Source organism: Sulfurimonas sediminis, from assembly GCF_014905115.1.
GTDB lineage: Bacteria > Campylobacterota > Campylobacteria > Campylobacterales > Sulfurimonadaceae > Sulfurimonas > Sulfurimonas sediminis.
The window spans coordinates 224,382-247,034 of the sequence record NZ_CP041235.1 but is presented as its reverse complement, the minus strand read 5'-3'; the positions used below and the strand labels follow the sequence as shown (position 1 = coordinate 247,034).

Genomic DNA, 22,653 nt, shown 5'->3' with positions numbered 1-22,653 from the left:
CTTTTAATAGGGATCAAGTATTTACTTTTTAAATTTTATTGTTTTTTCTCTCTTTTTTTTATACAATAATACATAAACATAAACAGAGGTGTGGAAGAAGTTTTTTTTAACCAACCATTGCTTATTGTAGAAGATTTTAAACACTCCTTGAAGGAATGTCGATGTGTTGCTTTAGGTAAAAATGATTTTAATGATTTAATAACAGTCATTTTCACAGTAAGAGAGAAACATATAAGAGTAATATCGGCGCGTGCTATGAGTAAAAAAGAAAGGACTATATATGAAAGAGCTGAAAAAAGTACCAACATTTAAGAATGAAAGAGAGGAAGCATCTTTTTGGGATAAGCATGATGTAACTGAGTATTTTGACATGGACAAAGCAAAATCAGTTCGATTTCCTAATCTTAAAAAAACAACGAAGAGTATCTCTCTGCGTTTACCGGTTGATATGATTGAAGAGTTAAAGGTGCAAGCTAATGCAATGGATGTGCCTTATCAGTCACTCATAAAAATGTTTTTAACCAATGCGCTTAAAACTGCCTAGAAAATAGCAACTTAGAGGTATTAAGGAGAAAAAATTTGGTGTTTTCTTGGAACCGGTACTTTCTTAACTTAATGACATTGACTCTTTTAATAAGGGTCAAGCAGCGTTATTTTAAATTCTATCTTTTAAATTATCATAAATTTCATTGTTTTCTCTCTTTCCTATACTGATCACAAACACCACAATCTCGTCATCTTTAACCTCATAAGCCAATCTATATCCAGCATTTCTAAGTTTTATTTTATATACATTTGCATATCCGCTAAGTCTGTCTTTTGGTACTCTTGGATTGGACAATTTATTTTTGAGTTTTTTGTGGAATTGTTGTTTTGTGGCATAATCCAACCTACTCCACTCCTTCAAAGCTTTTGGATGAAAATCAAGATAATAAATCATCAATATCTACTCTGATCGGTTTTTCTCCATCATTATATCTCTCTTCTACCGCTTGTGTCAGATAATAATCATCGATAATATCTATCATTTTGGCATAGAGATCGCTGGGTACCAGATAGGCACTGGCAACATTGTGATTGAGTATCGCTATTGCCTCGTTTCCTGCATCCTTCAGCAACTGAGTTGGTGATTGCTTCAGTTCTGTAATACTTGCTGTATAATTTGCTAACATTGGCTGCATATTTAGTCCTTTATATGATATGGATTATTATACCTTATTTGGTGTTTTTTGTCAAAGTAGGAGGGACAAAAGTAATGGCAAGAGCTTTATGACGAATGGTATTTGTTTTAGTTTAACATAATACAAAAGCTGTTATAATTCGCAAAATTTCACAACAAAAAGCCAAATATAAAATAATAAATATACGAGACGGATATGATTTGGACTTATTTTCTCTTTACAGTATAATAAAATATTAAAAGCTGAGGGATTGGTTAATTGGGCAGAGGAATAAAAAATGAGGATACAAACAGAGCAAATTCAAGTACTGAAAAACAAAGTGAATGAACTCTCAAAAGATGCGCAACTGTATCTATTTGGAAGTCGTGTTGATGATACAAAAAAAGGTGGTGACATAGATTTGCTTATAGTATCTAAGTCATTAACAAAAAAAGATTTACGATTTATTCGTATAGATTTTTTTAACTACTTTGGAGAGCAAAAGATTGATATTGTACTTGATAACGGAGAATTTAAAAATCCATTTACCAGGTATATCTTTAAAAAGGCTGTTTTATTGTGATGTATGATAAACTTATTGTTGATAAACAATTATTGGAAAAACAACTTTTTTGGCTGGAGATCTCTTTTAAAGAGTGTTCTCAAATAGGGCTAAAAAAAGACTATACTATTGAAGAATTTGGTAAATTTGAAACATTGTGTGCAAGATACAGCAGAAGCATAGATTTTTTAATAAGAAAAATGTTTAGGACAATAGATGCCTATGAGTTTGAAAACCAAGGAACCTTAGTAGATGTTGTAAACAATGCTCACAAAAGAGGCTTGTTTGAAGATATACAAGAATTGAGAATAATGAAGGATATTAGAAACACAATAGCTCATGAGTATATAGAAGAAAAACTCACTGAAGTGTTTGAAGAAGTTTTGCAATATACTGAGCATCTCATTCAAATTATAAAAAATACTTTAAACTACATAACAAAGAAGGAAAACTAATTTATGATAACCAAAGAACGCCTAACCCACCTCAAACAACTTGAAGCAGAGTCCATCCACATTCTCCGTGAAGTAGCGGCGGAGTTTACCAACCCTGTGATGATGTACTCAGTAGGAAAAGACTCCTCTGTGATGCTGCATCTTGCACTAAAAGCCTTTGCTCCCGCCAAACCTCCTTTTAAGTTCTTACATGTAGATACAACATGGAAATTTAAAGAGATGATAGCATTTCGTGATAACAGAATGAAAGAGCTGGGATTTGACCTTGTTGTTCACTCTAACCCTGAAGGTGTAGAGATGAATGTAGGTCCATTTACACACGGAAGTAAAGTACATACCGACATTATGAAAACAGAGGCTTTAAAACAGGCACTCAATGACGGTGGCTATGATGCTGTCATCGGTGGTGCTCGCCGTGATGAAGAGAAGTCCCGTGCAAAAGAGCGTATATTTTCATTTCGTGATAAAAACCACAGATGGGACCCTAAAAACCAAAGACCTGAACTTTGGAATGTCTATAACACTGCTCTTGCAAAAGGTGAAAGTGTCCGTGTCTTTCCTATAAGCAACTGGACAGAACTTGATGTATGGCAGTACATCTACCTTGAGGGCATCCCTATTCCATCGCTCTACTTTGCGGCAGAAAGACCAGTAGTTGAGTATGAGGGAACAAAAATAATGGTGGATGATGAGCGTATGCCCGAAGAGCTTCGTAAAACTGCCAAAAATGAGATGGTTCGTTTTAGAACACTTGGTTGTTACCCACTCACAGGTGCCATCAACTCAAATGCGACAACACTTCCTGAGATCATAAAAGAGATGCTCCTCTCAACAAGTAGTGAGCGTGAAGGTCGCCTCATAGATAAAGACAGTGAAGGTGCTATGGAGAAGAAAAAAATTGAGGGGTATTTTTAATATGTCAGAAATAACAACAAATAAAATAACAACCGATATAGAAAGCTATTTAAAAGAACATGAAAACAAAGATATGCTTCGCTTCCTTACATGTGGAAGCGTGGACGATGGTAAGAGTACACTTATAGGACGTATGCTCTATGACTCCAAGATGATCTTTGATGATCAACTTGCAGCGGCAGAGAGTGAAAGTAACAAATACGGCACAACAGGCGAAAAGATAGATATGGCTCTGCTTGTTGACGGCTTGCAGAGTGAACGGGAACAGGGCATTACCATAGATGTGGCATACAGGTTTTTTGCAACTGAAAGCAGAAAATTCATCATAGCCGATACTCCGGGTCATGAACAGTACACCAGGAACATGGTAACAGGTGCAAGTACAGCCGATGTGGCCATCATACTCATAGATGCCCGCAAAGGAATTCTCACACAGACAAGAAGACACAGCTTCATAGTAAACCTCTTAGGTATAGAGCATGTTATAGTAGCCATTAACAAAATGGACCTTGTTGACTTTAGCCAAGAGGTTTATGAGAAGATAAAAGCAGACTATAATGCACTCGCAGATGAACTTGGCATAAAAAACAGATACTTCATTCCGCTGAGTGCTCTTGATGGTGACAATGTGGTGAACAAAAGCCAACATACTCCTTGGTACGAGGAAAAACCACTCCTGGAACTCTTGGACACTATGGACATCAGCAAAGAGATAAAAGAAGAAGACTTCAGATTTCCGGTACAGTATGTCAACCGTCCAAATCTGAACTTTCGAGGTTTTTGCGGAACTATCGCAGCAGGCAGTATAGCTGTTGGTGATGATATAACAGTTCTTCCAAGTGGAAAAACCACAAAAGTAAAAAGCATCATCAATGCCGGAGATATCACAGAAACAGACCGTGAAGCTACATGTAAAGAGGCATATGCTCCAATGGCAGTGACTATTACAACTACAGATGAAGTAGACATCAGCCGTGGTGATATGCTCGTACACACTGCTTCTCTTCCAAGAGTCTCAAACGCACTCAAAGTGATGCTGGTTTGGATGGATGAAAAACCGATGCAGATCGGAAAAAATTATGATATCAAAAGAGCCACTTCTGTAGTAAACGGAAGCTTTGAGCATATAAACTACAAAATAGATATCAATACCTACAAACGCGAACAGGTAACAGAACTGGGACTCAATGATATCGCCTCATGCAAAATGGTTCTTACCCGCCCGATAGCAGCAGACCCCTATGCATCAAACCGCCTCACAGGAAGTTTTATAGTCGTTGACAGAATGACAAACAATACAGTAGGCGCAGGTATGATAGTGGATGTAGCCGCAAGAGAGAGTGACAAAGCAGAGAATGCCATAAAAGAGTACACAGCAGCAGAAAAAGCACTCAATCGTTACATACGGGAAAACTTTCCTGAGTGGGGGTGTAGAAGCATTAATATGGAGCGTGCAAATGATTAAAAAAATCTTTCAGAATAAAAAAAAGGTGGTGATATTGACCTCTTTGTTTTGCCTACAGAGCGTTCAAGTCGTTTTGAAAAGAATTGGCTAAATTAGTGTTGCATAAACCTATAGATATTGTCAAGCTTCAGGCTTTTTAGAAACCACCCGCCTGTTGCTGTATACAGACAATTTTGGACTTACTCTTTTAATGATATTTGTTTTAGTTTAACATAATACAAAAGCTGTTATAATTCGCAAGATTTAATAAAAAATGGAAAATATGAAACAAAAAGACAAAAAAAAATTATTTTTACATATTGGTACTCGTAAAACAGCAACTTCTTCAATTCAAAAGACTATATACAGAAATAGAAAAATATTTGAAAAAAATAATTTATACTATCCTAAGAACTGGAGAGAAGCACATAACTTGGAAATATATTGTATGTTTGCTGATAAGCCCGAGAACTATTCATTTAATGTTTTTAACAATTACAGTAAGCAACAAGTTGAAGAAAACAATGAAATAAATAGAAAAAATATTATCAGTGAAATTAAGAACACAAAATGCAAAAACATCCTGTTATCTGCAGAAGATGCATCTGCTTTAACTCAAAAAAATATAGAAAATCTAAAAAAGTTTATTAACCATGAATTGAATATTACAAATACTAAGATTATAGTTGCAGTTAGAGATATACTGTCTTATATTGCTTCCGATATGCAACAGCTTATTAAGGATGGAGTTGGTGAGGTCAATATAAAGCTTTATGAAAATTTTTATAGAAATAAAATTGAAAAATATATTAATGTATTTGGTAGAGAAAATATTATCGTATACAAATTTGAAGATTCTGTTGAACATGAAATGGGGCCAGTTGGCTATTTTTGTGATATTCTTGAAGTTCATAAAGATGTATTATCTAAAATAACTATAGAGAAAACCAATGAAGGTGTATCTGACAAAGCTATAGATTTGATAAAATATATAAACTCAAAAGTACCTTTAACTAATAATTTGAAATTGTCAGACGGACGATTTAAAGGAGATACGCAACTTCTTAATTTTTTATCGGGAAACAAGTTTATACCTAAAAAAGAGTATCAAGAAAGAGTGCTTAAACAAAATTCCAATGATTTAAAATGGTTAAAAAGTATTTTAAACATTGATTATACTAAAACAAAAGTCAAAGAACCATATAAAATAAAATATGACGGTGTATTTGCAGATGAAATATTAGACATATATAGTTCCCTATCCCCTTTGATACGAAGATTGACTTATGAGTATATATTAAAACAGTTAAGTAGAAACACTGATAAAAGCGATATTTTGAATTTACAAAAAATTTTAAACCATATTTTAGAGAATGATATAGAAAACTTGTTAGATTCTAATATTGTAACGAATGCAAAATCAAAAAAACCTACAAACATTATTGATTTACAAAAAGATTTGTTTGAAAATGTTGATAATTTACGAGGACTTGCTTTCATTTTAGAAAAATCCGGTGAAATCAAAATGGCGTACTATTTTATAAACGAAGCATTGAAAATCAGACCTAATGGGCCTATACTTAAAAAAAAGGTTGAAGAGTATAAAAATTTACTTTTTAAATGATATTTATTTTAGTTTAACATAATACAAAAGTTGTTATAATTCGCAAAATTTCACAAAGTGCTTGTAAGGATGAAGAAGAGATGTTTAAAACAAAAAAACAAAAAGAGTTTGAAAAATACAAAAAGATCATAGAAGAGAGTAGACTTTTTGACAATAGGTATTATTTAAGAGCATACGGTGATGTAAGAAGAGCCAGTGAAACGCCTATAGACCATTTTATAAAAATCGGTCTCAAAGAAGACAGAAAGCCAAATGCCGAGTTTGATCCGGTTTGGTACAAACATTACTACAAAGATATACAGACAAACAATGAATTTCCTTTCATCCATTACATTGTTCATGGGCAAAAAGAATTTCGTTTTTCCAATCCTGCAAACATACAAGAATACGAGGCACTCAAAGCCACTTTTGATGCAAATACCTATAAAAACAGCTATGAAGACTTACAAAATTTATCTGATGACTTTGACTTCTTATGGCATTATCTTCATTATGGGCAGAAAGAAGGACGTGCCTGCCCTGTAAAAGAAGAGACAGCAAATACAAAAGAAATTGAAATTAAAACAGTGACTCAAGTAAGCAGTGACGAACTCTCAGAAGAACAAAAATATGAATATCACATTATACACACGGAAAATATTGACTTCAGTGAGTATTTTACTCTCAATCAACACCCTTTTGTAAGTGAAGATCCGATACTGGACTATATTATCAATTGGAAAAAATATGATCCGGTTATAGCAAATTACTTTGATACATCATTTTACTTTATCGCATATCCGGATGTGCAAAGTGTAGGCATAAACCCACTCGTACACTATATCTCTGCCGGAAAAGTAGAGGGACGAAAAGGTGTTTTTGACAACTCTAAGATACAGCAGGGATCATTAAAACATGATGCAACAAAAGAGACCGTTGTCTTTGTCTCTCATGAGTCGAGTGCATCCGGTGCACCACTCTTGGGGTATAACATAGTAAATATCTTAAAACAAAAATATAACATTGTTCACATTGTATTAGAGAAAAAAAATATACATGACGCATTTTTAAATATATGTGAAGAGATGCTTGTAGATATTAAAGACAATGTCTGGATGCAATCTTATATATATTTGAAACAGTTATTAAAAAAAAGAACTATCAAGTGTATCATAGCAAATTCCGTAGTAACGAATGACCTTACAAGCGTAGCAAAAGAATTAAGTATCCCATCCGTTTTACTCGTGCATGAATTTTCAGACTATATCAAACCAAAAGGGACTATGGCAAACAGCGTATTGTTGGCAGATAAAGTTATCGTGCCTGCAAAAATCATCCGAAATTCTATTCAAGATGAGTTTGTTACTTTGTTTAATTCCAAAACAGTTCCGGCCAATATTTTCATCCAACCTCAAGGTAAATTACCTTTTATCCCGCAAGGGCACGGAAAAAATGAAACTGCTGATGCTATTTTAAAGAAGTTACATGTAACCCAAAAAGAGACAACAAAGATAATCGTAGGTTCCGGTTGGGTACAACCAAGAAAAGGGGTTGACCTCTTCATAGCCACTGCAAAATACATAAAACAACATTATGATGCTTCTTGTAAGTTTGTCTGGGTTGGTGACGGTTTTGATCCTGAAGTCGATTTGGCATACTCTGTCTGGTTGCAAAAAGAGATAGAACATTCAAGACTCGATGATGATTTTATATTTTTGCAGCATCAAAAGAATCTTGATACGATTTTTTCAATTGCAGATGTTTTTTGTTTGACATCAAGAATGGATCCTTTTCCGAATGTGGTCATCGATGCACTGGAACACAATCTGCATATAGCATGCTTTAAAGATGCATCGGGTTCTGTAGAATTTCTAGAAGAACACAAGGCAAGTTGTACCGTTGTAGACTACATAGACACATATGCAATGGCTGCTGAGTTGATACAATACTTTCAGAGCAATACTCCAAAAACAGATATTAATAAAAAACTGGTCAAAGAACATCTTGATTTTGATCAATATGTTTCCTATATTGATAATCTTATGAATGAGGCAATAGTATTTGAAAAGAATGTCGACGCTATAACAAACTACCTTCTGCAGAACAATCTCTTTGACCTAAGCTATTATGATCATACGGCAGGCAATATTGAGAAAGCATGTCACATATATGTCAGTGCTTCTCTCAAAGGCATTCGCATGAAAAATCCGAAACCGGGTTTTAATGACCTTTTGTGGATAGAAAACTATGCTGAGAATAATCCCTATATTGTTCCTGTCTTTGAGGCACATAAGCAAGGAATTCTAAAAACACACACTTCACATCAATTGCCAATAGAAAAAACTACAAAAATCAACTTCTTTTATGCTGTACATTTGCATTTATACTATATAGATTTGGCACAAGAGTTTGCTTCATATTTTAAAAACCTGCCTGGGAAATTTGATATATTGTTAAGTGTTGTCAAAGAAGAAGATATACAAAAAGCAGAAGACGTGTTTGGTCATTGTGGTGCCAACAGTGTCAAGGTTATGCTTGTAGAGAACATAGGAAGAGACAGCGGTCCGTTGTACTTTGGCTTTAAGGAAGTAATCTTATCAAACAAATATGAAGTTATTGGTCATTTTCATACAAAAAAATCACTGGATGTTAATGATGGTATCGGAGATAAATGGAGAGAGTATCTTTTGAACACACTTGTAGGTGACAAGGATATAGCGCACAGTATTATGAGTCTTTTTTCTTTAAACAAAAAACTAGGTCTCGTTTTTCCCGATGATCCTCATGTTGTAGATATAGGAGAAAATAAAGAATATGTTGACAAACTGTGTGAGATGTTGCAAATAGAGAGTCTCAATGACACGCCTCTGTTTCCTGTCGGAAATATGTTTTGGGCACGGACAGAGTCAATAAAACAATTGTTTTCGTTAAACCCGGATGATGTTCTAGAAGAAGAACCACTCCCTTATGACGGAAGCTATATGCATGCCATCGAAAGAATAACTCCGACATTAGTCAATAGCAATGGATTTGAATACAATACAGTATATAGAAAAGGCATAGTATGGTAGAGAGAAAAAAAGAGTTATGCATCCTGCATATAGGAATGCCAAAAACAGGCTCTTCAACCATTCAGGAAAATCTTTTTCAAGGGGTAAAAGATGAAAGGGTTTCATATACTGATTTGAGCATTGCTAACCAGTCAGGGCCTTTATATGGCTTATTTAAAAAGAACCCGGAAAATTATCATTTTTTTAAAAATAAAAAATTCACAGAGAATGATATAAAAGAATTTAGAAAAAAAACAAAAAAACAACTTAAAAATAACTTTATCGATTTTTCAACTGACATAAATATATTATCTGGAGAAGACTTATATCACAGTAGTCATGATGAAATAAAACAAATGAAAAATTTCTTAAAAAAGTTTTTTCATAAAACTTTAGTAATAGTATATGTGAGACCAGTTTATTCATTTTGTAATTCAGCATTTCAACAATTAGTAAAAAACCATGAACTTAACTCTTTTGACTTTAAAAAAATATACCATAAATATAAAAATTTGGAAAACTATGATAAAGCATATGGAAAGAAAAATGTAAGCGTCGTCCCCTTTGTCCCAAAAAAGTTTCTTAAAAATGATCTTTTATTTGATTTTTGTTCTCATGTTGGTATTGAGAAACAGTTTGCAGCCATAAAGACTACTAATGAGTCTTTATCCAAAGAGGCTGTTGCAGTTTTATTTACTTTTAATTTTCATAAAAATGCAAAAACTGATTTTGGGCACAGGAATATCCTTATTCAGCATAAAGTTACAGAGATTTTAAAAAACTTTGGAAATGAAAAATTTCAATTTTCAGGAAAACTTATTCAATCAATAATAGATAAACATTTCAAAGAAGATTATGCATGGTTACTAAACAGAATACCGGACGAGTATTCAGAAGATTTTCTTTTTGATTCAAATAAGAAAGGGGTAGAAACAGAAAATGAGTTAATGGAATATGCAACAAACTTTATTGATGAACTTACTACACTCATAGATCAGCAATTGATAGATTTTCCACTGGAAAAAACCCCCCAAACAGTTGCAAAACTGGTAAACATATTGCGTACCCAAATTGCAAAAGAGATGGATTGATGATAGTCGGTAATGGTCAATTAGCACAAGCTTTTAAAAATCTAAAATATAATGATAATGTGGTTATCTATGCCAGTGGTGTAGCCAACTCAAACTGTACCGACAGAAATGCGTTTGAGAGAGAAAAAAATCTTTTAGTCAAAACACTCATTGAAAATAAAAACAAAAAGTTTGTCTATTTCAGTAGTTGTGCATTATCTGCGAAAGAGTATCCGTTAAATGACTACTATATTCATAAAAAAAATATGGAAAAAATCATAAAAGAGCATTCAGACAATTACTATATTTTTAGAGTTCCCCAACTTTTTGGGAAGTTAAAAAAACATCCGACTCTCATCAATTATCTGTATAACGCTATTGAAGAACAAAAAGAGATGCAAATTTATAAAGATGCTTTTCGTTATGTGATAGATATTGAGGATGTCAACAAAATTGTTATACATGTAATAAACCAACATGAGGGAAAGCTAACTCTTGACATTGCCAACAGTTATAGATACAGCATTGTAGAAATAATTGAAATAATTGAAAAATTAACAAACAAAAAAGCCAAATATAAAATAATAAATAAAAGAGACGGATATGATTTGGACCTGTCTTCTCTTTACAATATAACTTCTCAGTATAATATTGATATAAGTTTTGGTAAATCATATCTGCATGAGAGACTAAAACAGCGAATAAAAACAACTTAAAGTATTAAAAACAGCAGGGTCAAAGCTTTACTTTCAATGCTGAATTTTGAATTGATTGAGAAAATCGATTTTGCACTTGGAATAGCAGGGTCAAAGCTTTACTTTTAACTAAAATTTGATAAAATAGTGGCAAGGAGTTTTTTATGCCCCGAAAACGCAGAATAGAAAAAGTAGGATTTTATCATATTGTTAACCGTGGAGTTGCGAGAAGTAATATATATTTGTCCAATAAGGATTATCTTGAATTTTTAGAGATAGTTCAAAGTGCATCAGATGAGTATTTATTTGAGATATACTCTTTTTGTTTGATGAATAATCACTATCATTTACTTTTAAAAACTAACGATGAAAATCTCTCCATGATTATGCAAAAAATAAATTCACGCTATAGTATCTATTTTAACAACAAGTACAAAAGGGTTGGTCCTCTTTGGCAAGGACGATTTAAATCATGGTTTGTGTATGATGAAGTGTATTTACAAACATTGGTAAAGTATATAGAGTTTAATCCCATAAAAGCAGGTATGACTCATAGGATTGGTCAATATGCTTGGGCTATGAGCAGCAAGACAAATGTTGAATTTTCAATGCTAAATTTTGAATTGATTGAGAAAATCAATTTTGCTAGAGAGTTTGATGAAAAAGAACTTGAAAAATTAGATGAGTTCATGAAATCTAAAGTCGAAATTAAAAATGGTTATTTTCAACAAAAAAAGAAATCTCCACTTGAGAGTTATTTTAAAAATTACTCAAGAGAGGTTGGTATTGCAAAAGCGATAAAAGATGGATTTACACAAAAAGAGATTGCTCTTTATTTAAATCTTTCGAGTGTAGCTATATCGAAGATTTATAAAATATATAGACAAAAGGTAAAGCTGTTTCATAAACTAAGAGACAAAGGGATATTTTGGAGTTACAGTAAAAGTATAAGATATGAAGAGACAAACAACACTCTTTTTATAGAGTATCTTTTAAAGTATGGTGATTTTGATGATATTGCACTTGGGGTAAAACTTTTTGGAAAGAGGTATGTAAAAAAAGTTTGGCAAGAGAAGCTTAAAGCTGATACAAGTTTTATTAAAACAAACCTTATGATAGCAAGAGTTTTTTTTGGTATGGATGTGGAGAGTGATTATTTTAAGGAGGTTAAAAATGAAAGATTTGAAAAACTTAAATTGCTTGCTTCCTAATACACAAAAACTTTTAGTAAAGATGATTGAAGAGTGTCCATTTTTAGACAAGTATGTTTTAGTCGGAGGTTCTGCTCTTACACTTCACTTATGTCATAGAAAGAGTGAAAACTTAGGGGTCGGGTGACTGCAAAAAACGGAGCAAAACAGCCTCTTCTTTGGTAGAAGCTTCCAATACAGACAAAAAACCTGATATTGATAGGCTTACCGAAATATTTTCAGAGATACGAGATAAAAAAGAGAGAAACAGCCAAATCGTAAAAACATATAAAGAAGGGTACTCTCAGCATATGATCGCCAAGGTGTTGGGGATATCGCAACAGGCGGTGTGTGGGATAATAAAGAGAAGTGGGAAATGAGTTGTTATTGTCACCTGGCACCTTGATTTGAGATTATGATTTTTTAATTTGTAATTGACAAATGATATGAATTGTAATATACTTTTGTATGAACTTTAAATGGAACATAGAAAAGAATAAACTTTTAAAAGCAGAAAGAGGTGTCTGTTTTGAAGATGTGGTGACACAAATTCATGAAGACAAAGTCTTGGATATTGTTAAACATCCCAATACCGATAAATATCCTCATCAGAAAATGTATATAGTGTGTTTACAAAACTATGTACACATGGTACCGTATGTCAAAGAAAATGATGAGATTTTTTTTAAGACAATTGTCCCAAGCCGAAAAATGAACAAGTTATATAAAGGAGCGTGTAATGAAAATGGATGACTATGAATTGGAATTACTCGAAGAGGTGGAAAAAGCTTCCGAATTAGAAAGAATAGAAAATTTTGAAGAGGAACTACTAGAATCCAGAATGGCAGCTAAAAATTTTCTTAATAAAACCAAAAATGTCAACATCAGAATACCTGAATTTGATATGTTGGCGCTCAAAAGAAAAAGTGCTGAATTAAACATACCCTATCAGACCATACTCTCATCGTTAATACATCAATATGTCACAGAAAAGGTGAAGCCGACTTTTTAAAGCAGAACAGCAGGGTCAAAACTTTACTTTCAATGCTGAATTTTGCATTGATTGAGAAAATCGATTTTGCTAGAGAGTTTGATGAAAAAGAACTTGAAAAATTACTCAAGAGAGGTTGGTATTGCAAAAGAGATTGCTCTTTATTTAAATCTTTCGTAATAGGGGGTCAAGTATTTACTTTTAACTAAAAGATGCTATAATCATCTTTAGCAGTATAAAAGGAAAAGAATCAATGGCACGCAAACCAAACCAAGAATAGAAAAAGCAGGTTTTTATCATGTTCTCAATCGTGGTGTAGAAAGAAGAGTTATCTTTTTAGATGACGATGACTATTTGAAATTTTTAGAGATCGTTGATGAGAGCGCTTTTACATATGATTTTTCTGTTTATTCTTTTTGTTTGATGAGTAACCATTATCACCTTTTAGTAAAAACTATGCACGAAAATCTCTCTTTACTTATGAGACAAATAAATTCAAGGTATAGTATCTATTTTAACAACAAGTACAAAAGGGTTGGCCCTTTGTTTCAAGGTAGGTTTAAATCTTGGTTTGTTTATGATGAAGTTTATCTAAAGTCATTGGTAAAGTATATAGAATTGAATCCTACAAAAGCAAATATTGTAGATGAGATAAAAAAATACAGATGGGCTATGTCAACCAACACGAGTGCCCTGTCCTGTGCTAACGATGAGTTATTAAAAATTGTAGATTTTACTACAGATATGAGTCACAAAGAGTTGGAAAACATTAACAAAATATTTCATGCTAAGTATGACATAAAAGAAGATGTGATTAGTATGAAAAAACCAAAGAAGTTAGAAGAGTATTTTACTGATTCTGCAGATAGAGAGTTTATGATTGCAGATGCTATAAATGATGGGTATACACAAACAAGTATAGCTTCTTATCTTAAGCTTTCCAATGTTTTTATATCAAAAATATATAAGAGATATAAACAAAAAGTACAACTCTTTAATAAACTAAGAGATAAGGGGATTTTTTGGAGCTACAGCAAAGACATCACTTATTGTAAGGCTACAGAAAAATTATTTATTGAATATCTGCTAAAATATGGAGATTTTGATGATATTAAACTAGGGTTTACTCTGTTTGGTAAAAGAGTCCTGTTTAAAGTTTGGAGTGAAAAATTAAAAAATGATAAACAATTTATAAAATTAAATCTTATGCTCTCTCGTGTTTTTTTTGGTATGAATGTAGAGAGTGATTATTTTAAGGAGTCAACTATAAAGAAACCTAACTAAAAAAACATAAATTTTACGTTTCATTTAGAAACACCACAAACTAAATTTTCATCAAATTTAGTTTTATTCTTTAAAAGTACAAATATTGTTTTTAAAAGCTTATTGGCTACAGCTATTACAGCTTGTTTGAATTTTTTACCTTCACTGCGTTTTTTGTCGTAGTAGGCTTTAAATTTTTCACAGCTTCGTATAACACCTGTTGCCATTTGCCAAATAGTTCGACGAAGGTTGGCATTACCTCTTTTTGAGATTTTGCCTCTATAGTTGACTGAAGTACCACTCTGTCTCACAGATGGATCAATTCCAATAAAAGCACAAAGTTGCTTGACGGATTTGAACTTATCAACAGAGGATACTTCAACCATAAAGTTTTTAGAAGTTACTGTACCGATGCCCGGTATTGATTGTAATATTTCAATATCATCATTAATATCAGTATCTTCTAAAGAGTTTTGCAGCTCTTCATCAAGAAAAGATAGTTCGTCTTGAACAGTTATTAATCTTCTAATTTTAGAAGTTAAAACCTTTTCAAGATACTTATCAGATACAGCAATAGAGTTCTTGGCAAGAAATAATATCTCCCCAGCAGAGATTCTAACTTTATTGCCACTGGTACTATCGAGTAGTTTTTGAATTTTCTGTTTCTTCAAGTTCCTAATAGCCTTACGGCTAGGAGCTTGTAGAAGCAGATTTAAAATGCTTTTTGTAAATATGTTTGTGTTCTTTAACAATTCAGGAAATAATTGAGTCAAGTTAGCTTTTATTTCAGTCTTTAACCTTGCTACTTCTTTAGAGAGCGATTCTCGCTCTCTAATGAGTGGTCTGATGTTCTCAATAGCATCAGTCGTAGCAAGATGTAAAGATTGATACGATTTTAAACTAAACAGTGCAATAGAAGTTGCATCTTTTTTATCGTTTTTAGTCTTTCTCAAGGTAGTTGAACCAATAAAACTCTTTATGAGTATGGGATTTATCACTACACTTTTAAAACTATGTTCTAATAAAAAAGACAATAGGGGTAAATGATATATCCCTGTCGCTTCCATTGACACAAGAAGCTCTTCTTTGGAGTAGCTGGATAAGTGCTTTAACAAAGCATTAAATCCTTCTATATCCATTGAAAGCTTCTCTTGCAGTTTAACTTCACCACTGCTTTCAAGCAAAGTAATGTCAAAGCTGTCTTTACTTACATCTATTCCACAGAATTGTTGATACATCACAAACACCTTTACAAGTTATTTTACATGTGAACAGATAAGCAATCTTGCTTTTATCCTATCTCCATAATGACAGAGGCTCGAAGCCTAATCAACCTATTGGGATTACAAGCAAGTGATAGACTCCTTGGAGATTTAATAAAACTTCATTAAAAGTTCTATCATTGATCTAGAAAAAATGTGATCATCTTGCTTATCTCTTCACATGTAATTATATTAAATTTATTAGTAGGAGGCTAAAAATGAAAGATTTGAAAAATTTAAATTGCTTGCTTCCTAACACACAAAAACTTTTGGTAAAGATGGTTGAGAGTTGTCCGTTTTTAAATGATTATGTTTTAGTTGGAGGTTCTGCTCTTACGCTTCACTTATGTCATAGAAAGAGTGAAGATTTAGATTTTTTTACATATGATGATAATTTTAATAAACAAAAAATATTTGATTTTATTAAGATTTTTGACAGTAAAGAGATTTTAAACCAAACAGATGAGCAAGTTGATTTGCTTTTAGATGGAGTAAAAGTAACTTTTTTTAATGCAAAATGGAGCTTTTTAGAGCCATCGGATATTAAAAGATTTAATTTAGCCTCTCTTGACTCAATCGCTGCAATGAAAGTAAATGTGTTGTTTTTAAGGGCAAAATATAGAGATTATTATGATCTGTATTTTTTAGCAAAAGAGTGTTTTACTCTAAAAACAATATTTCAATACAGCCTCGATATATTGGATGGAATTACTTTTAAGTTATTTGCAATCGCATTGCTCTACATAGATGATATTGAAGATGAAAATATAATTTATTTAGAACCAAAAGAAAAAATAACAAAGGAAAAGATAAGAGATTTTTTTCAAAGTAGGCTAAAGTGATTAGATTATTATCAATTGCAAAGATTCAAAGATCTTGTTCTTGAAAAGCTTGAAGCAAATGATATTTCAGATCGTAGAACGTATCCGAATAGCGATAAATATGCCCAACAAGGAAATGAAATATTTCCAGCTTCCGTTTATGCCGCGTTAGCTGTCCTAAATTTATTATAAGAATGGCAGGGTCAAGTATTTACTTTTGGAGGGTTGGAACTCTTGGTCTAAACCTCTTTGTCCTTGTATAAAAGTATATAAAGTAGTATAATTATGAGTGTCATATGATGAAAGAAATCTTTAAAAGACTCATTGTCAACTCACAAGAGAGAGTATTTTCTACTCTAATAAAGCGTGAGCAAATACAGGGTTAAGACAACTTAAGAGGTTCTTTTCTAAAGATTTCTAACAATATTTTGTAAAGATCTATAATGGCATTGACTCTTTTAATAGGGGTCAAGCAGCGTTATTTTAAATTCTATCTTTTAAATTATCATAAATTTCATTGTTTTCTCTCTTCCCTATACTAATCACAAACACCACAATCTCGTCATCTTTAACCTCATAAGCCAATCTATATCCAGCATTTCTAAGTTTTATTTTATATACATCTGCATATCCGCTAAGTCTGTCTTTTGGTACTCTTGGATTGGACAATCTATTTTTGAGTTTTTTGTGGAATTGTTGTTTTGTGGCATAATCCAACCTACTCCACTCCTTCAAAGCTTTTGGATGAAAATCAAGATAATAAATCATCAATATCTACTCTGATCGGTTTTTCTCCATCATTATATCTCTCTTCTACCGCTCGTGTCAGATAATAATCATCGATAATATCCATCATTTTGGCATAGAGATCGCTGGGTACCAGATAGGCGCTGGCAACATTGTGATTGAGTATCGCTATTGCCTCGTTTCCTGCATCCTTCAGCAACTGAGTTGGTGATTGCTTCAGTTCTGTAATACTTGCTGTATAATTTGCTAACATTGGCTGCATATTTAGTCCTTTATATGATATGGATTATTATACCTTATTTAGTGTTTTTTGTCAAAGTAGGAGGGACAAAAGTAATGGCAAGAACACCAAGATAATTATTTGAGGTTTTCCTGGAACGCGGACTTCAGTCCGGGCTGAAAGTGACAAGACTATTGCTATTATAAATCAAATTTAAAAATAAGAACAGATATTGCTTAAAGAGTGAAAAAAGAGAAAAAAATGCCTCGAGTTGTTTATAATATTCCAGAAAATGCAAGAGAAGAAGTCTCCAAGTTGATGAGACAAGAGAAGAGTGTTGTTGTAAAAGAAAGGTTATTAGCAGTAAGTACCTAATCAAAAATAAAACCAAAAAAAGAACAGAAATTGCTTATGCCTAAATAAGTACCTAATCAAAAATAAAACCAAAAAAAGAACAGAAATTGCTTATGCCTAAATATGAGACATAGTAGCTATATAAAATTAGACGAAAAAGAAGAGTTAGAGCTTTATAAATTCATAGAGGAATCCAATAAAGCCAGAGAGAAGAAAAGAGCGATGGGAGTACTTCTAAATTCACAAAAGATAAGTGTTTTAGAAATATCAAAAAAGTTGAGTTCATGTACGGATGCAGTTTATAATTGGTTAATTCGGTATAAGAGAGGAGGAGTAGCCAGCCTTAAGGATATACCACAACAAGGGCGACCGAAAATACTAAAAGTTGAAGATGAAGATAAGATAAAAGAAGTTTTTAAAAAATAAACTCAGTATAAGTGCTGCAATCACAAAATTGGGAAAAAAGATTACTAAGGTTTTTTCTAAATCAACGCTCAGAAGATACCTTAAAGAGATGGGGTTCAGCTATAAGCGATTACGATTTGTTCCTGCAAAGAAACCAGATAATACGCTTTATGAAGAGAAAAAGAGGCACTTGCAAAAGTATGATTTACTCGCACAACAAGGCAAAATCAATCATTATTACTTTGATGAAAGTGGTTTTTCTGTTAACTCAAATATCCCTTATTCCTGGTCACCTGTAAATGCAACAATGGTGATTAAATCTTTCCACGCAAAAAGGTTTAATGTTCTTGGTTTTATCTCCAAACAAGAAGATCTAAAAGCATACATCAAGGAGTCCTCTGTAACAAGTGATACTGTTATTGAAGTCTTTGATGACTTCTCTCTTCAACTTACGAAGCCTACTGTGGTAACATTGGATAATGCATCCTTTCACAAAAGTAAAAAATTCAGAGAGAATATCCCAAAATGGGCAAATAGAGGTCTTACTTTAATCTATCTACCTCCTTACTCTCCAGAACTCAATATTATTGAAATTCTTTGGAAATTTATCAAATATCACTGGATGGAAATGTCTGCTTATCAAAGCTATACTGCAATGAAAGAATATGTTGAGCGAATGCTTAATGAATATGGAGATAAGAGAGTCATAGATTTTACACTGTATGAGAAGAAATTTTACCCTTTGGTTATGGTTGATTAATTGGTTTTATTTTTGGATAGGTACTTATCAATGTTCTTAGATGGCATACCAAAAGGTAAAATTGCAAAACTAATGCATAGATGTGCTGGTTATGTTGGAACATGGATAAGTGCTTATTTTAATGAGGGGATAGAAGCCCTAAGCGATAATCGTGGAGGCGACCATAAAAGCTTTTTAAATGAAGAACAGATGCGAGAGCTAAAAAAGATACTTACAACTACCTATCCAGTGTATGCAAAAGGTTGGGATGGTCATATAATTGCTGATTTAATTGAATATCACTTTAATGTTAAATACCCAAGAGGTAGTATTTATCCTATTTTAAAAAGATTGAATTTGACTCATAAGGTAGCAACTAAAATCGATCCAAAAAAGTCAGAAGAAAAAATATCCATATGGAAAGAAGAGGTAAAAAAACTCTATTATCTTTGAGTGCAACTACAGTGTTACTTTCCCAAGATGAAAGTAGATTTGCATCTGAAAGTAATCATATAACTTCATGGTCAACAAAAGGCGAAGCTGTAAGTTATTCAGGCTATCGCTATGGGACAAGTCTTAATTGCTTTGGTAGTTTTAACCTAAGTGATGGACATCTAATATCATCATTTCACGACACAGGCAATGCTCTTACAACGATAGAACACTTTAAAATTGCGAGAGAGTATTATGGAGATAAGCATATAGCTTATTTGATTGATAATGCTTCTTGGCATAAAACCAAAAAAGTTAGAGAGTATTGCGAGAAAAACAACATCACATTGATCTTCTTACCTCCATATTCACCAGAATATAATCCAATAGAGAGAGTTTGGAGTTTTCTAAAATCAAAAGTAAAAAATATCTATTTTAGTACAGCTAAAAAGTTCGTGGAATTTGTAACTAATTTACTTCAAAATATTAATGAAACTGATAAAGCTAAACTTTTGAAGTTATGCACTAGTTTGTTTTAGGATGGCAATATTTTAGAAGAGAGCCAGAGGTTATAGACACCATTGAACAAAAAGCCAAACAAAGGACAGGCTCTTTTATAGGTATGATGCACTTTGTGATGACTTTGCAGATTTAAATTTTGGAGCTTTATGACGAATGATATTTGTTTTAGTTTAACATAATACAAGAGCTGTTATAATTCGCAAGATTTCACAACAAAAAGCCAAATATAAATAATAAATAAACGAGACGGATATGATTTGGACTTATTTTCTCTTTACAGTATAATAAAGTATTAAAAGCTGAGGGATTGGTTAATTGGGCAGAGGAAGAAAAAATGCGGATACAAACAGAGCAAATTCAAGTACTGAAAAACAAAGTGAATGAACTCTCAAAAGATGCACAACTGTATCTATTTGGAAGTCGTGTTGATGATACAAAAAAAGGTGGTGACATAGATTTGCTTATAGTATCTAAGTCATTAACAAAAAAAGATTTACGATTTATTCGTATAGATTTTTTTAACTACTTTGGAGAGCAAAAGATTGATATTGTACTTGATAACGGAGAATTTAAAAATCCATTTACCAGGTATATCTTTAAAAAGGCTGTTTTATTGTGATGTATGATAAACTTATTGTTGATAAACAATTATTGGAAAAACAACTTTTTTGGCTGGAGATCTCTTTTAAAGAGTGTTCTCAAATAGGGCTAAAAAAAGACTATACTATTGAAGAATTTGGTAAATTTGAAACATTGTGTGCAAGATACAGCAGAAGCATAGATTTTTTAATAAGAAAAATGTTTAGGACAATAGATGCCTATGAGTTTGAAAACCAAGGAACCTTAGTAGATGTTGTAAACAATGCTCACAAAAGAGGCTTGTTTGAAGATATACAAGAATTGAGAATAATGAAGGATATTAGAAACACAATAGCTCATGAGTATATAGAAGAAAAACTCACTGAAGTGTTTGAAGAAGTTTTGCAATATACTGAGCATCTCATTCAAATTATAAAAAATACTTTAAACTACATAACAAAGAAGGAAAACTAATTTATGATAACCAAAGAACGCCTAACCCACCTCAAACAACTTGAAGCAGAGTCCATCCACATTCTCCGTGAAGTAGCGGCGGAGTTTACCAACCCTGTGATGATGTACTCAGTAGGAAAAGACTCCTCTGTGATGCTGCATCTTGCACTAAAAGCCTTTGCTCCCGCCAAACCTCCTTTTAAGTTCTTACATGTAGATACAACATGGAAATTTAAAGAGATGATAGCATTTCGTGATAACAGAATGAAAGAGCTGGGATTTGACCTTGTTGTTCACTCTAACCCTGAAGGTGTAGAGATGAATGTAGGTCCATTTACACACGGAAGTAAAGTACATACCGACATTATGAAAACAGAGGCTTTAAAACAGGCACTCAATGACGGTGGCTATGATGCTGTCATCGGTGGTGCTCGCCGTGATGAAGAGAAGTCCCGTGCAAAAGAGCGTATATTTTCATTTCGTGATAAAAACCACAGATGGGACCCTAAAAACCAAAGACCTGAACTTTGGAATGTCTATAACACTGCTCTTGCAAAAGGTGAAAGTGTCCGTGTCTTTCCTATAAGCAACTGGACAGAACTTGATGTATGGCAGTACATCTACCTTGAGGGCATCCCTATTCCATCGCTCTACTTTGCGGCAGAAAGACCAGTAGTTGAGTATGAGGGAACAAAAATAATGGTGGATGATGAGCGTATGCCCGAAGAGCTTCGTAAAACTGCCAAAAATGAGATGGTTCGTTTTAGAACACTTGGTTGTTACCCACTCACAGGTGCCATCAACTCAAATGCGACAACACTTCCTGAGATCATAAAAGAGATGCTCCTCTCAACAAGTAGTGAGCGTGAAGGTCGCCTCATAGATAAAGACAGTGAAGGTGCTATGGAGAAGAAAAAAATTGAGGGGTATTTTTAAAAATGCGCTTGACAGAAAAGGAAAGAGTGTTTATAAAAGAGATATTTTTGGAAACTTTTCAAGACGGAAAAATATACCTTTTTGGCAGTCGCACAGATGACGCTGAAAAAGGCGGAGACATAGACCTGTTTGTTCAATCAGACAGTAATAATCCCTTAGAAAAAAAGATACAGTTTTTATCTCGCCTAAAACAAAAGATAGGTGACCAGAAAATTGATCTGATCATAGCAAGGGACAGCAACAGACTTATAGAACAGGAAGCACTGACAAAAGGAATAGAGTTATGAAACAAAATGTGGAGCATACTTTTAAGGAAAAACTTTATGAGTGTGACAAACATGTGGAAAAACTCCTTGATGCAAAAGAGTACTTAAGTGCTTTCATGCCTTTCAGTTTGGAACAATATCTTCAAATAGATAAAATTACAAGCAGTTTTATAGACCAGCTAAATTTTAGATTTTCCAAACTGCAAGACACAATGGGAGAATCTCTTTTTAGAGCTATTATGATTATGTCTAAAGAAGATGTCAAAAAAATGACTTTTATAGACATACTCAACAGACTCGAAGAATTAGAAGTCATAGATAAAAATGAATGGCTGGCATTAAGAGAAATAAGAAATGAGATAGCACATGAATACAGTTTTAATCAAGATGAAGTTGTTGATACTATCAATATTATTTACGAGAAGAGTGACAGGCTTGTAAATATATACAAAAGTGTGCACACTTTTGTAAAAAACAGACTTTTAGTAAAATAAAAATAAGGATTTAACATTGCAAGAG

Annotated in this window: 29 protein-coding genes; 24 read left to right on the top strand and 5 right to left on the bottom strand. The window is 32.9% G+C overall.

Annotated elements, in window-relative coordinates:
• Positions 1 to 90: 90 nt before the first annotated feature.
• Both FJR45_RS01385 and FJR45_RS01380 read left to right on the top strand, forming a co-directional pair.
• Positions 91 to 312, top strand: coding sequence for a BrnT family toxin (locus FJR45_RS01385; protein WP_226966452.1), 222 nt, complete (start codon positions 91 to 93; stop codon positions 310 to 312).
• The gene (locus FJR45_RS01380) at positions 281 to 544 is read left to right on the top strand and encodes a BrnA antitoxin family protein (protein WP_193151024.1); all 264 of its coding nucleotides are present in this window, start codon (positions 281 to 283) and stop codon (positions 542 to 544) included. The genes FJR45_RS01385 and FJR45_RS01380 overlap by 32 nt, the downstream gene beginning before the upstream one ends.
• 111 nt (positions 545 to 655) lie before the next feature.
• Here FJR45_RS01380 and FJR45_RS01375 read toward each other — a convergent pair whose 3' ends face one another.
• Both FJR45_RS01375 and FJR45_RS01370 read right to left on the bottom strand, forming a co-directional pair.
• The gene (locus tag FJR45_RS01375; RefSeq protein ID WP_193151023.1) at positions 656 to 940 is read right to left on the bottom strand and encodes a type II toxin-antitoxin system RelE family toxin; all 285 of its coding nucleotides are present in this window, start codon (positions 938 to 940) and stop codon (positions 656 to 658) included.
• A complete protein-coding gene (locus FJR45_RS01370; protein ID WP_193151022.1) occupies positions 924 to 1,181 on the bottom strand; it encodes a type II toxin-antitoxin system Phd/YefM family antitoxin in 258 nt (85 codons plus the stop codon). Before FJR45_RS01370 ends, FJR45_RS01375 begins: the two co-directional genes overlap by 17 nt.
• 277 nt (positions 1,182 to 1,458) lie before the next feature.
• Between FJR45_RS01370 and FJR45_RS01365 the strand changes: the two genes are divergently transcribed.
• The 12 genes from FJR45_RS01365 to FJR45_RS01305 all read left to right on the top strand — a co-directional run bounded on the left by FJR45_RS01365 (position 1,459) and on the right by FJR45_RS01305 (position 14,419).
• Entirely contained in the window at positions 1,459 to 1,743 is a 285-nt protein-coding gene (locus FJR45_RS01365; RefSeq protein ID WP_193151006.1) for a nucleotidyltransferase domain-containing protein, read from the top strand.
• The gene (locus FJR45_RS01360) at positions 1,743 to 2,177 is read left to right on the top strand and encodes a hypothetical protein (protein WP_226966500.1); all 435 of its coding nucleotides are present in this window, start codon (positions 1,743 to 1,745) and stop codon (positions 2,175 to 2,177) included. Before FJR45_RS01365 ends, FJR45_RS01360 begins: the two co-directional genes overlap by 1 nt.
• 3 nt (positions 2,178 to 2,180) lie before the next feature.
• A complete protein-coding gene (gene cysD / locus FJR45_RS01355; protein ID WP_193151004.1) occupies positions 2,181 to 3,092 on the top strand; it encodes a sulfate adenylyltransferase subunit CysD in 912 nt (303 codons plus the stop codon).
• Position 3,093: 1 nt separating this feature from the next.
• Complete coding sequence (cysN, locus tag FJR45_RS01350; RefSeq protein ID WP_193151021.1) at positions 3,094 to 4,557, top strand: sulfate adenylyltransferase subunit CysN; 1,464 nt, start codon at positions 3,094 to 3,096, stop codon at positions 4,555 to 4,557.
• Positions 4,558 to 4,819: 262 nt separating this feature from the next.
• Positions 4,820 to 6,160, top strand: coding sequence for a hypothetical protein (locus FJR45_RS01345; protein WP_193151020.1), 1,341 nt, complete (start codon positions 4,820 to 4,822; stop codon positions 6,158 to 6,160).
• Positions 6,161 to 6,240: 80 nt separating this feature from the next.
• Positions 6,241 to 9,210, top strand: a complete 2,970-nt coding sequence (locus FJR45_RS01340; protein ID WP_193151019.1) for a rhamnan synthesis F family protein — start codon at positions 6,241 to 6,243, stop codon at positions 9,208 to 9,210.
• On the top strand, positions 9,204 to 10,280 hold the full coding sequence (locus FJR45_RS01335; protein WP_193151018.1) for a hypothetical protein: 1,077 nt from the start codon (positions 9,204 to 9,206) through the stop codon (positions 10,278 to 10,280). The genes FJR45_RS01340 and FJR45_RS01335 overlap by 7 nt, the downstream gene beginning before the upstream one ends.
• The gene (locus FJR45_RS01330; RefSeq protein WP_193151017.1) at positions 10,280 to 10,975 is read left to right on the top strand and encodes a sugar nucleotide-binding protein; all 696 of its coding nucleotides are present in this window, start codon (positions 10,280 to 10,282) and stop codon (positions 10,973 to 10,975) included. Before FJR45_RS01335 ends, FJR45_RS01330 begins: the two co-directional genes overlap by 1 nt.
• A gap of 143 nt (positions 10,976 to 11,118) precedes the next feature.
• On the top strand, positions 11,119 to 12,165 hold the full coding sequence (locus tag FJR45_RS01325; RefSeq protein ID WP_193151016.1) for a transposase: 1,047 nt from the start codon (positions 11,119 to 11,121) through the stop codon (positions 12,163 to 12,165).
• A 447-nt stretch (positions 12,166 to 12,612) separates the two neighbouring features.
• Positions 12,613 to 12,897 carry a toxin gene (locus FJR45_RS01315; RefSeq protein ID WP_193151015.1) on the top strand — a complete coding sequence of 95 codons (285 nt, stop codon included), beginning with the start codon at positions 12,613 to 12,615 and terminating at the stop codon, positions 12,895 to 12,897.
• Positions 12,884 to 13,156: a hypothetical protein gene (locus FJR45_RS01310; protein ID WP_193151956.1), complete on the top strand. Its 273-nt coding sequence runs from the start codon at positions 12,884 to 12,886 to the stop codon at positions 13,154 to 13,156. Before FJR45_RS01315 ends, FJR45_RS01310 begins: the two co-directional genes overlap by 14 nt.
• Positions 13,157 to 13,384: 228 nt before the next feature.
• Positions 13,385 to 14,419 carry a transposase gene (locus FJR45_RS01305; RefSeq protein ID WP_193151868.1) on the top strand — a complete coding sequence of 345 codons (1,035 nt, stop codon included), beginning with the start codon at positions 13,385 to 13,387 and terminating at the stop codon, positions 14,417 to 14,419.
• Between the two features lie 20 nt (positions 14,420 to 14,439).
• Here FJR45_RS01305 and FJR45_RS01300 read toward each other — a convergent pair whose 3' ends face one another.
• Entirely contained in the window at positions 14,440 to 15,636 is a 1,197-nt protein-coding gene (locus FJR45_RS01300; protein WP_193151014.1) for an IS110 family RNA-guided transposase, read from the bottom strand.
• Positions 15,637 to 15,878: 242 nt separating this feature from the next.
• Between FJR45_RS01300 and FJR45_RS01295 the strand changes: the two genes are divergently transcribed.
• Positions 15,879 to 16,502, top strand: a complete 624-nt coding sequence (locus FJR45_RS01295; protein ID WP_193151013.1) for a nucleotidyl transferase AbiEii/AbiGii toxin family protein — start codon at positions 15,879 to 15,881, stop codon at positions 16,500 to 16,502.
• Positions 16,503 to 16,964: 462 nt separating this feature from the next.
• On the opposite strand, the gene FJR45_RS01290 is transcribed toward FJR45_RS01295, so the two are convergent.
• Together FJR45_RS01290 and FJR45_RS01285 are read right to left on the bottom strand one after the other, a co-directional pair.
• Positions 16,965 to 17,249: a type II toxin-antitoxin system RelE family toxin gene (locus FJR45_RS01290; protein ID WP_193151012.1), complete on the bottom strand. Its 285-nt coding sequence runs from the start codon at positions 17,247 to 17,249 to the stop codon at positions 16,965 to 16,967.
• Positions 17,233 to 17,490, bottom strand: coding sequence for a type II toxin-antitoxin system Phd/YefM family antitoxin (locus FJR45_RS01285; RefSeq protein ID WP_193151011.1), 258 nt, complete (start codon positions 17,488 to 17,490; stop codon positions 17,233 to 17,235). Before FJR45_RS01285 ends, FJR45_RS01290 begins: the two co-directional genes overlap by 17 nt.
• Before the next feature lie 435 nt (positions 17,491 to 17,925).
• Here FJR45_RS01285 and FJR45_RS01280 point away from each other — a divergent pair, with 435 nt between their 5' ends.
• The 9 genes from FJR45_RS01280 to FJR45_RS01240 all read left to right on the top strand — a co-directional run bounded on the left by FJR45_RS01280 (position 17,926) and on the right by FJR45_RS01240 (position 22,628).
• Entirely contained in the window at positions 17,926 to 18,228 is a 303-nt protein-coding gene (locus tag FJR45_RS01280) for a helix-turn-helix domain-containing protein (RefSeq protein WP_193151010.1), read from the top strand.
• 7 nt (positions 18,229 to 18,235) lie between these two features.
• Positions 18,236 to 18,967: an IS630 family transposase gene (locus FJR45_RS01275; RefSeq protein ID WP_347402234.1), complete on the top strand. Its 732-nt coding sequence runs from the start codon at positions 18,236 to 18,238 to the stop codon at positions 18,965 to 18,967.
• 30 nt (positions 18,968 to 18,997) lie between these two features.
• Positions 18,998 to 19,399 carry a helix-turn-helix domain-containing protein gene (locus tag FJR45_RS01270; RefSeq protein WP_193151008.1) on the top strand — a complete coding sequence of 134 codons (402 nt, stop codon included), beginning with the start codon at positions 18,998 to 19,000 and terminating at the stop codon, positions 19,397 to 19,399.
• The gene (locus tag FJR45_RS01265) at positions 19,363 to 19,917 is read left to right on the top strand and encodes an IS630 family transposase (protein ID WP_193151007.1); all 555 of its coding nucleotides are present in this window, start codon (positions 19,363 to 19,365) and stop codon (positions 19,915 to 19,917) included. The genes FJR45_RS01270 and FJR45_RS01265 overlap by 37 nt, the downstream gene beginning before the upstream one ends.
• Positions 19,918 to 20,234: 317 nt before the next feature.
• On the top strand, positions 20,235 to 20,519 hold the full coding sequence (locus FJR45_RS01260; protein ID WP_193151006.1) for a nucleotidyltransferase domain-containing protein: 285 nt from the start codon (positions 20,235 to 20,237) through the stop codon (positions 20,517 to 20,519).
• Entirely contained in the window at positions 20,519 to 20,953 is a 435-nt protein-coding gene (locus FJR45_RS01255) for a hypothetical protein (RefSeq protein ID WP_226966500.1), read from the top strand. The genes FJR45_RS01260 and FJR45_RS01255 overlap by 1 nt, the downstream gene beginning before the upstream one ends.
• A gap of 3 nt (positions 20,954 to 20,956) precedes the next feature.
• Complete coding sequence (cysD, locus tag FJR45_RS01250) at positions 20,957 to 21,868, top strand: sulfate adenylyltransferase subunit CysD (RefSeq protein ID WP_193151004.1); 912 nt, start codon at positions 20,957 to 20,959, stop codon at positions 21,866 to 21,868.
• Positions 21,869 to 21,870: 2 nt separating this feature from the next.
• A complete protein-coding gene (locus tag FJR45_RS01245) occupies positions 21,871 to 22,155 on the top strand; it encodes a nucleotidyltransferase domain-containing protein (RefSeq protein ID WP_193151003.1) in 285 nt (94 codons plus the stop codon).
• Complete coding sequence (locus FJR45_RS01240) at positions 22,152 to 22,628, top strand: hypothetical protein (RefSeq protein WP_226966450.1); 477 nt, start codon at positions 22,152 to 22,154, stop codon at positions 22,626 to 22,628. Before FJR45_RS01245 ends, FJR45_RS01240 begins: the two co-directional genes overlap by 4 nt.
• Positions 22,629 to 22,653 lie beyond the last annotated feature (25 nt).

Excerpts from the sequence above, each read along its gene's own strand:
- FJR45_RS01380 (WP_193151024.1), top strand. The coding sequence starts at position 281 with ATGAAAGAGCTGAAAAAAGTACCAACATTTAAGAATGAAAGAGAGGAA.
- FJR45_RS01375 (WP_193151023.1), bottom strand. The coding sequence starts at position 940 with ATGATTTATTATCTTGATTTTCATCCAAAAGCTTTGAAGGAGTGGAGT.
- FJR45_RS01370 (WP_193151022.1), bottom strand. The coding sequence starts at position 1,181 with ATGCAGCCAATGTTAGCAAATTATACAGCAAGTATTACAGAACTGAAG.
- FJR45_RS01365 (WP_193151006.1), top strand. The coding sequence starts at position 1,459 with ATGAGGATACAAACAGAGCAAATTCAAGTACTGAAAAACAAAGTGAAT.
- FJR45_RS01360 (WP_226966500.1), top strand. The coding sequence starts at position 1,743 with ATGTATGATAAACTTATTGTTGATAAACAATTATTGGAAAAACAACTT.
- cysD (WP_193151004.1), top strand. The coding sequence starts at position 2,181 with ATGATAACCAAAGAACGCCTAACCCACCTCAAACAACTTGAAGCAGAG.
- cysN (WP_193151021.1), top strand. The coding sequence starts at position 3,094 with ATGTCAGAAATAACAACAAATAAAATAACAACCGATATAGAAAGCTAT.
- FJR45_RS01345 (WP_193151020.1), top strand. The coding sequence starts at position 4,820 with ATGAAACAAAAAGACAAAAAAAAATTATTTTTACATATTGGTACTCGT.
- FJR45_RS01340 (WP_193151019.1), top strand. The coding sequence starts at position 6,241 with ATGTTTAAAACAAAAAAACAAAAAGAGTTTGAAAAATACAAAAAGATC.
- FJR45_RS01335 (WP_193151018.1), top strand. The coding sequence starts at position 9,204 with ATGGTAGAGAGAAAAAAAGAGTTATGCATCCTGCATATAGGAATGCCA.
- FJR45_RS01330 (WP_193151017.1), top strand. The coding sequence starts at position 10,280 with ATGATAGTCGGTAATGGTCAATTAGCACAAGCTTTTAAAAATCTAAAA.
- FJR45_RS01325 (WP_193151016.1), top strand. The coding sequence starts at position 11,119 with ATGCCCCGAAAACGCAGAATAGAAAAAGTAGGATTTTATCATATTGTT.
- FJR45_RS01315 (WP_193151015.1), top strand. The coding sequence starts at position 12,613 with ATGAACTTTAAATGGAACATAGAAAAGAATAAACTTTTAAAAGCAGAA.
- FJR45_RS01310 (WP_193151956.1), top strand. The coding sequence starts at position 12,884 with ATGAAAATGGATGACTATGAATTGGAATTACTCGAAGAGGTGGAAAAA.
- FJR45_RS01300 (WP_193151014.1), bottom strand. The coding sequence starts at position 15,636 with ATGTATCAACAATTCTGTGGAATAGATGTAAGTAAAGACAGCTTTGAC.
- FJR45_RS01295 (WP_193151013.1), top strand. The coding sequence starts at position 15,879 with ATGAAAGATTTGAAAAATTTAAATTGCTTGCTTCCTAACACACAAAAA.
- FJR45_RS01290 (WP_193151012.1), bottom strand. The coding sequence starts at position 17,249 with ATGATTTATTATCTTGATTTTCATCCAAAAGCTTTGAAGGAGTGGAGT.
- FJR45_RS01285 (WP_193151011.1), bottom strand. The coding sequence starts at position 17,490 with ATGCAGCCAATGTTAGCAAATTATACAGCAAGTATTACAGAACTGAAG.
- FJR45_RS01280 (WP_193151010.1), top strand. The coding sequence starts at position 17,926 with ATGAGACATAGTAGCTATATAAAATTAGACGAAAAAGAAGAGTTAGAG.
- FJR45_RS01270 (WP_193151008.1), top strand. The coding sequence starts at position 18,998 with ATGTTCTTAGATGGCATACCAAAAGGTAAAATTGCAAAACTAATGCAT.
- FJR45_RS01265 (WP_193151007.1), top strand. The coding sequence starts at position 19,363 with ATGGAAAGAAGAGGTAAAAAAACTCTATTATCTTTGAGTGCAACTACA.
- FJR45_RS01260 (WP_193151006.1), top strand. The coding sequence starts at position 20,235 with ATGCGGATACAAACAGAGCAAATTCAAGTACTGAAAAACAAAGTGAAT.
- FJR45_RS01255 (WP_226966500.1), top strand. The coding sequence starts at position 20,519 with ATGTATGATAAACTTATTGTTGATAAACAATTATTGGAAAAACAACTT.
- cysD (WP_193151004.1), top strand. The coding sequence starts at position 20,957 with ATGATAACCAAAGAACGCCTAACCCACCTCAAACAACTTGAAGCAGAG.
- FJR45_RS01245 (WP_193151003.1), top strand. The coding sequence starts at position 21,871 with ATGCGCTTGACAGAAAAGGAAAGAGTGTTTATAAAAGAGATATTTTTG.
- FJR45_RS01240 (WP_226966450.1), top strand. The coding sequence starts at position 22,152 with ATGAAACAAAATGTGGAGCATACTTTTAAGGAAAAACTTTATGAGTGT.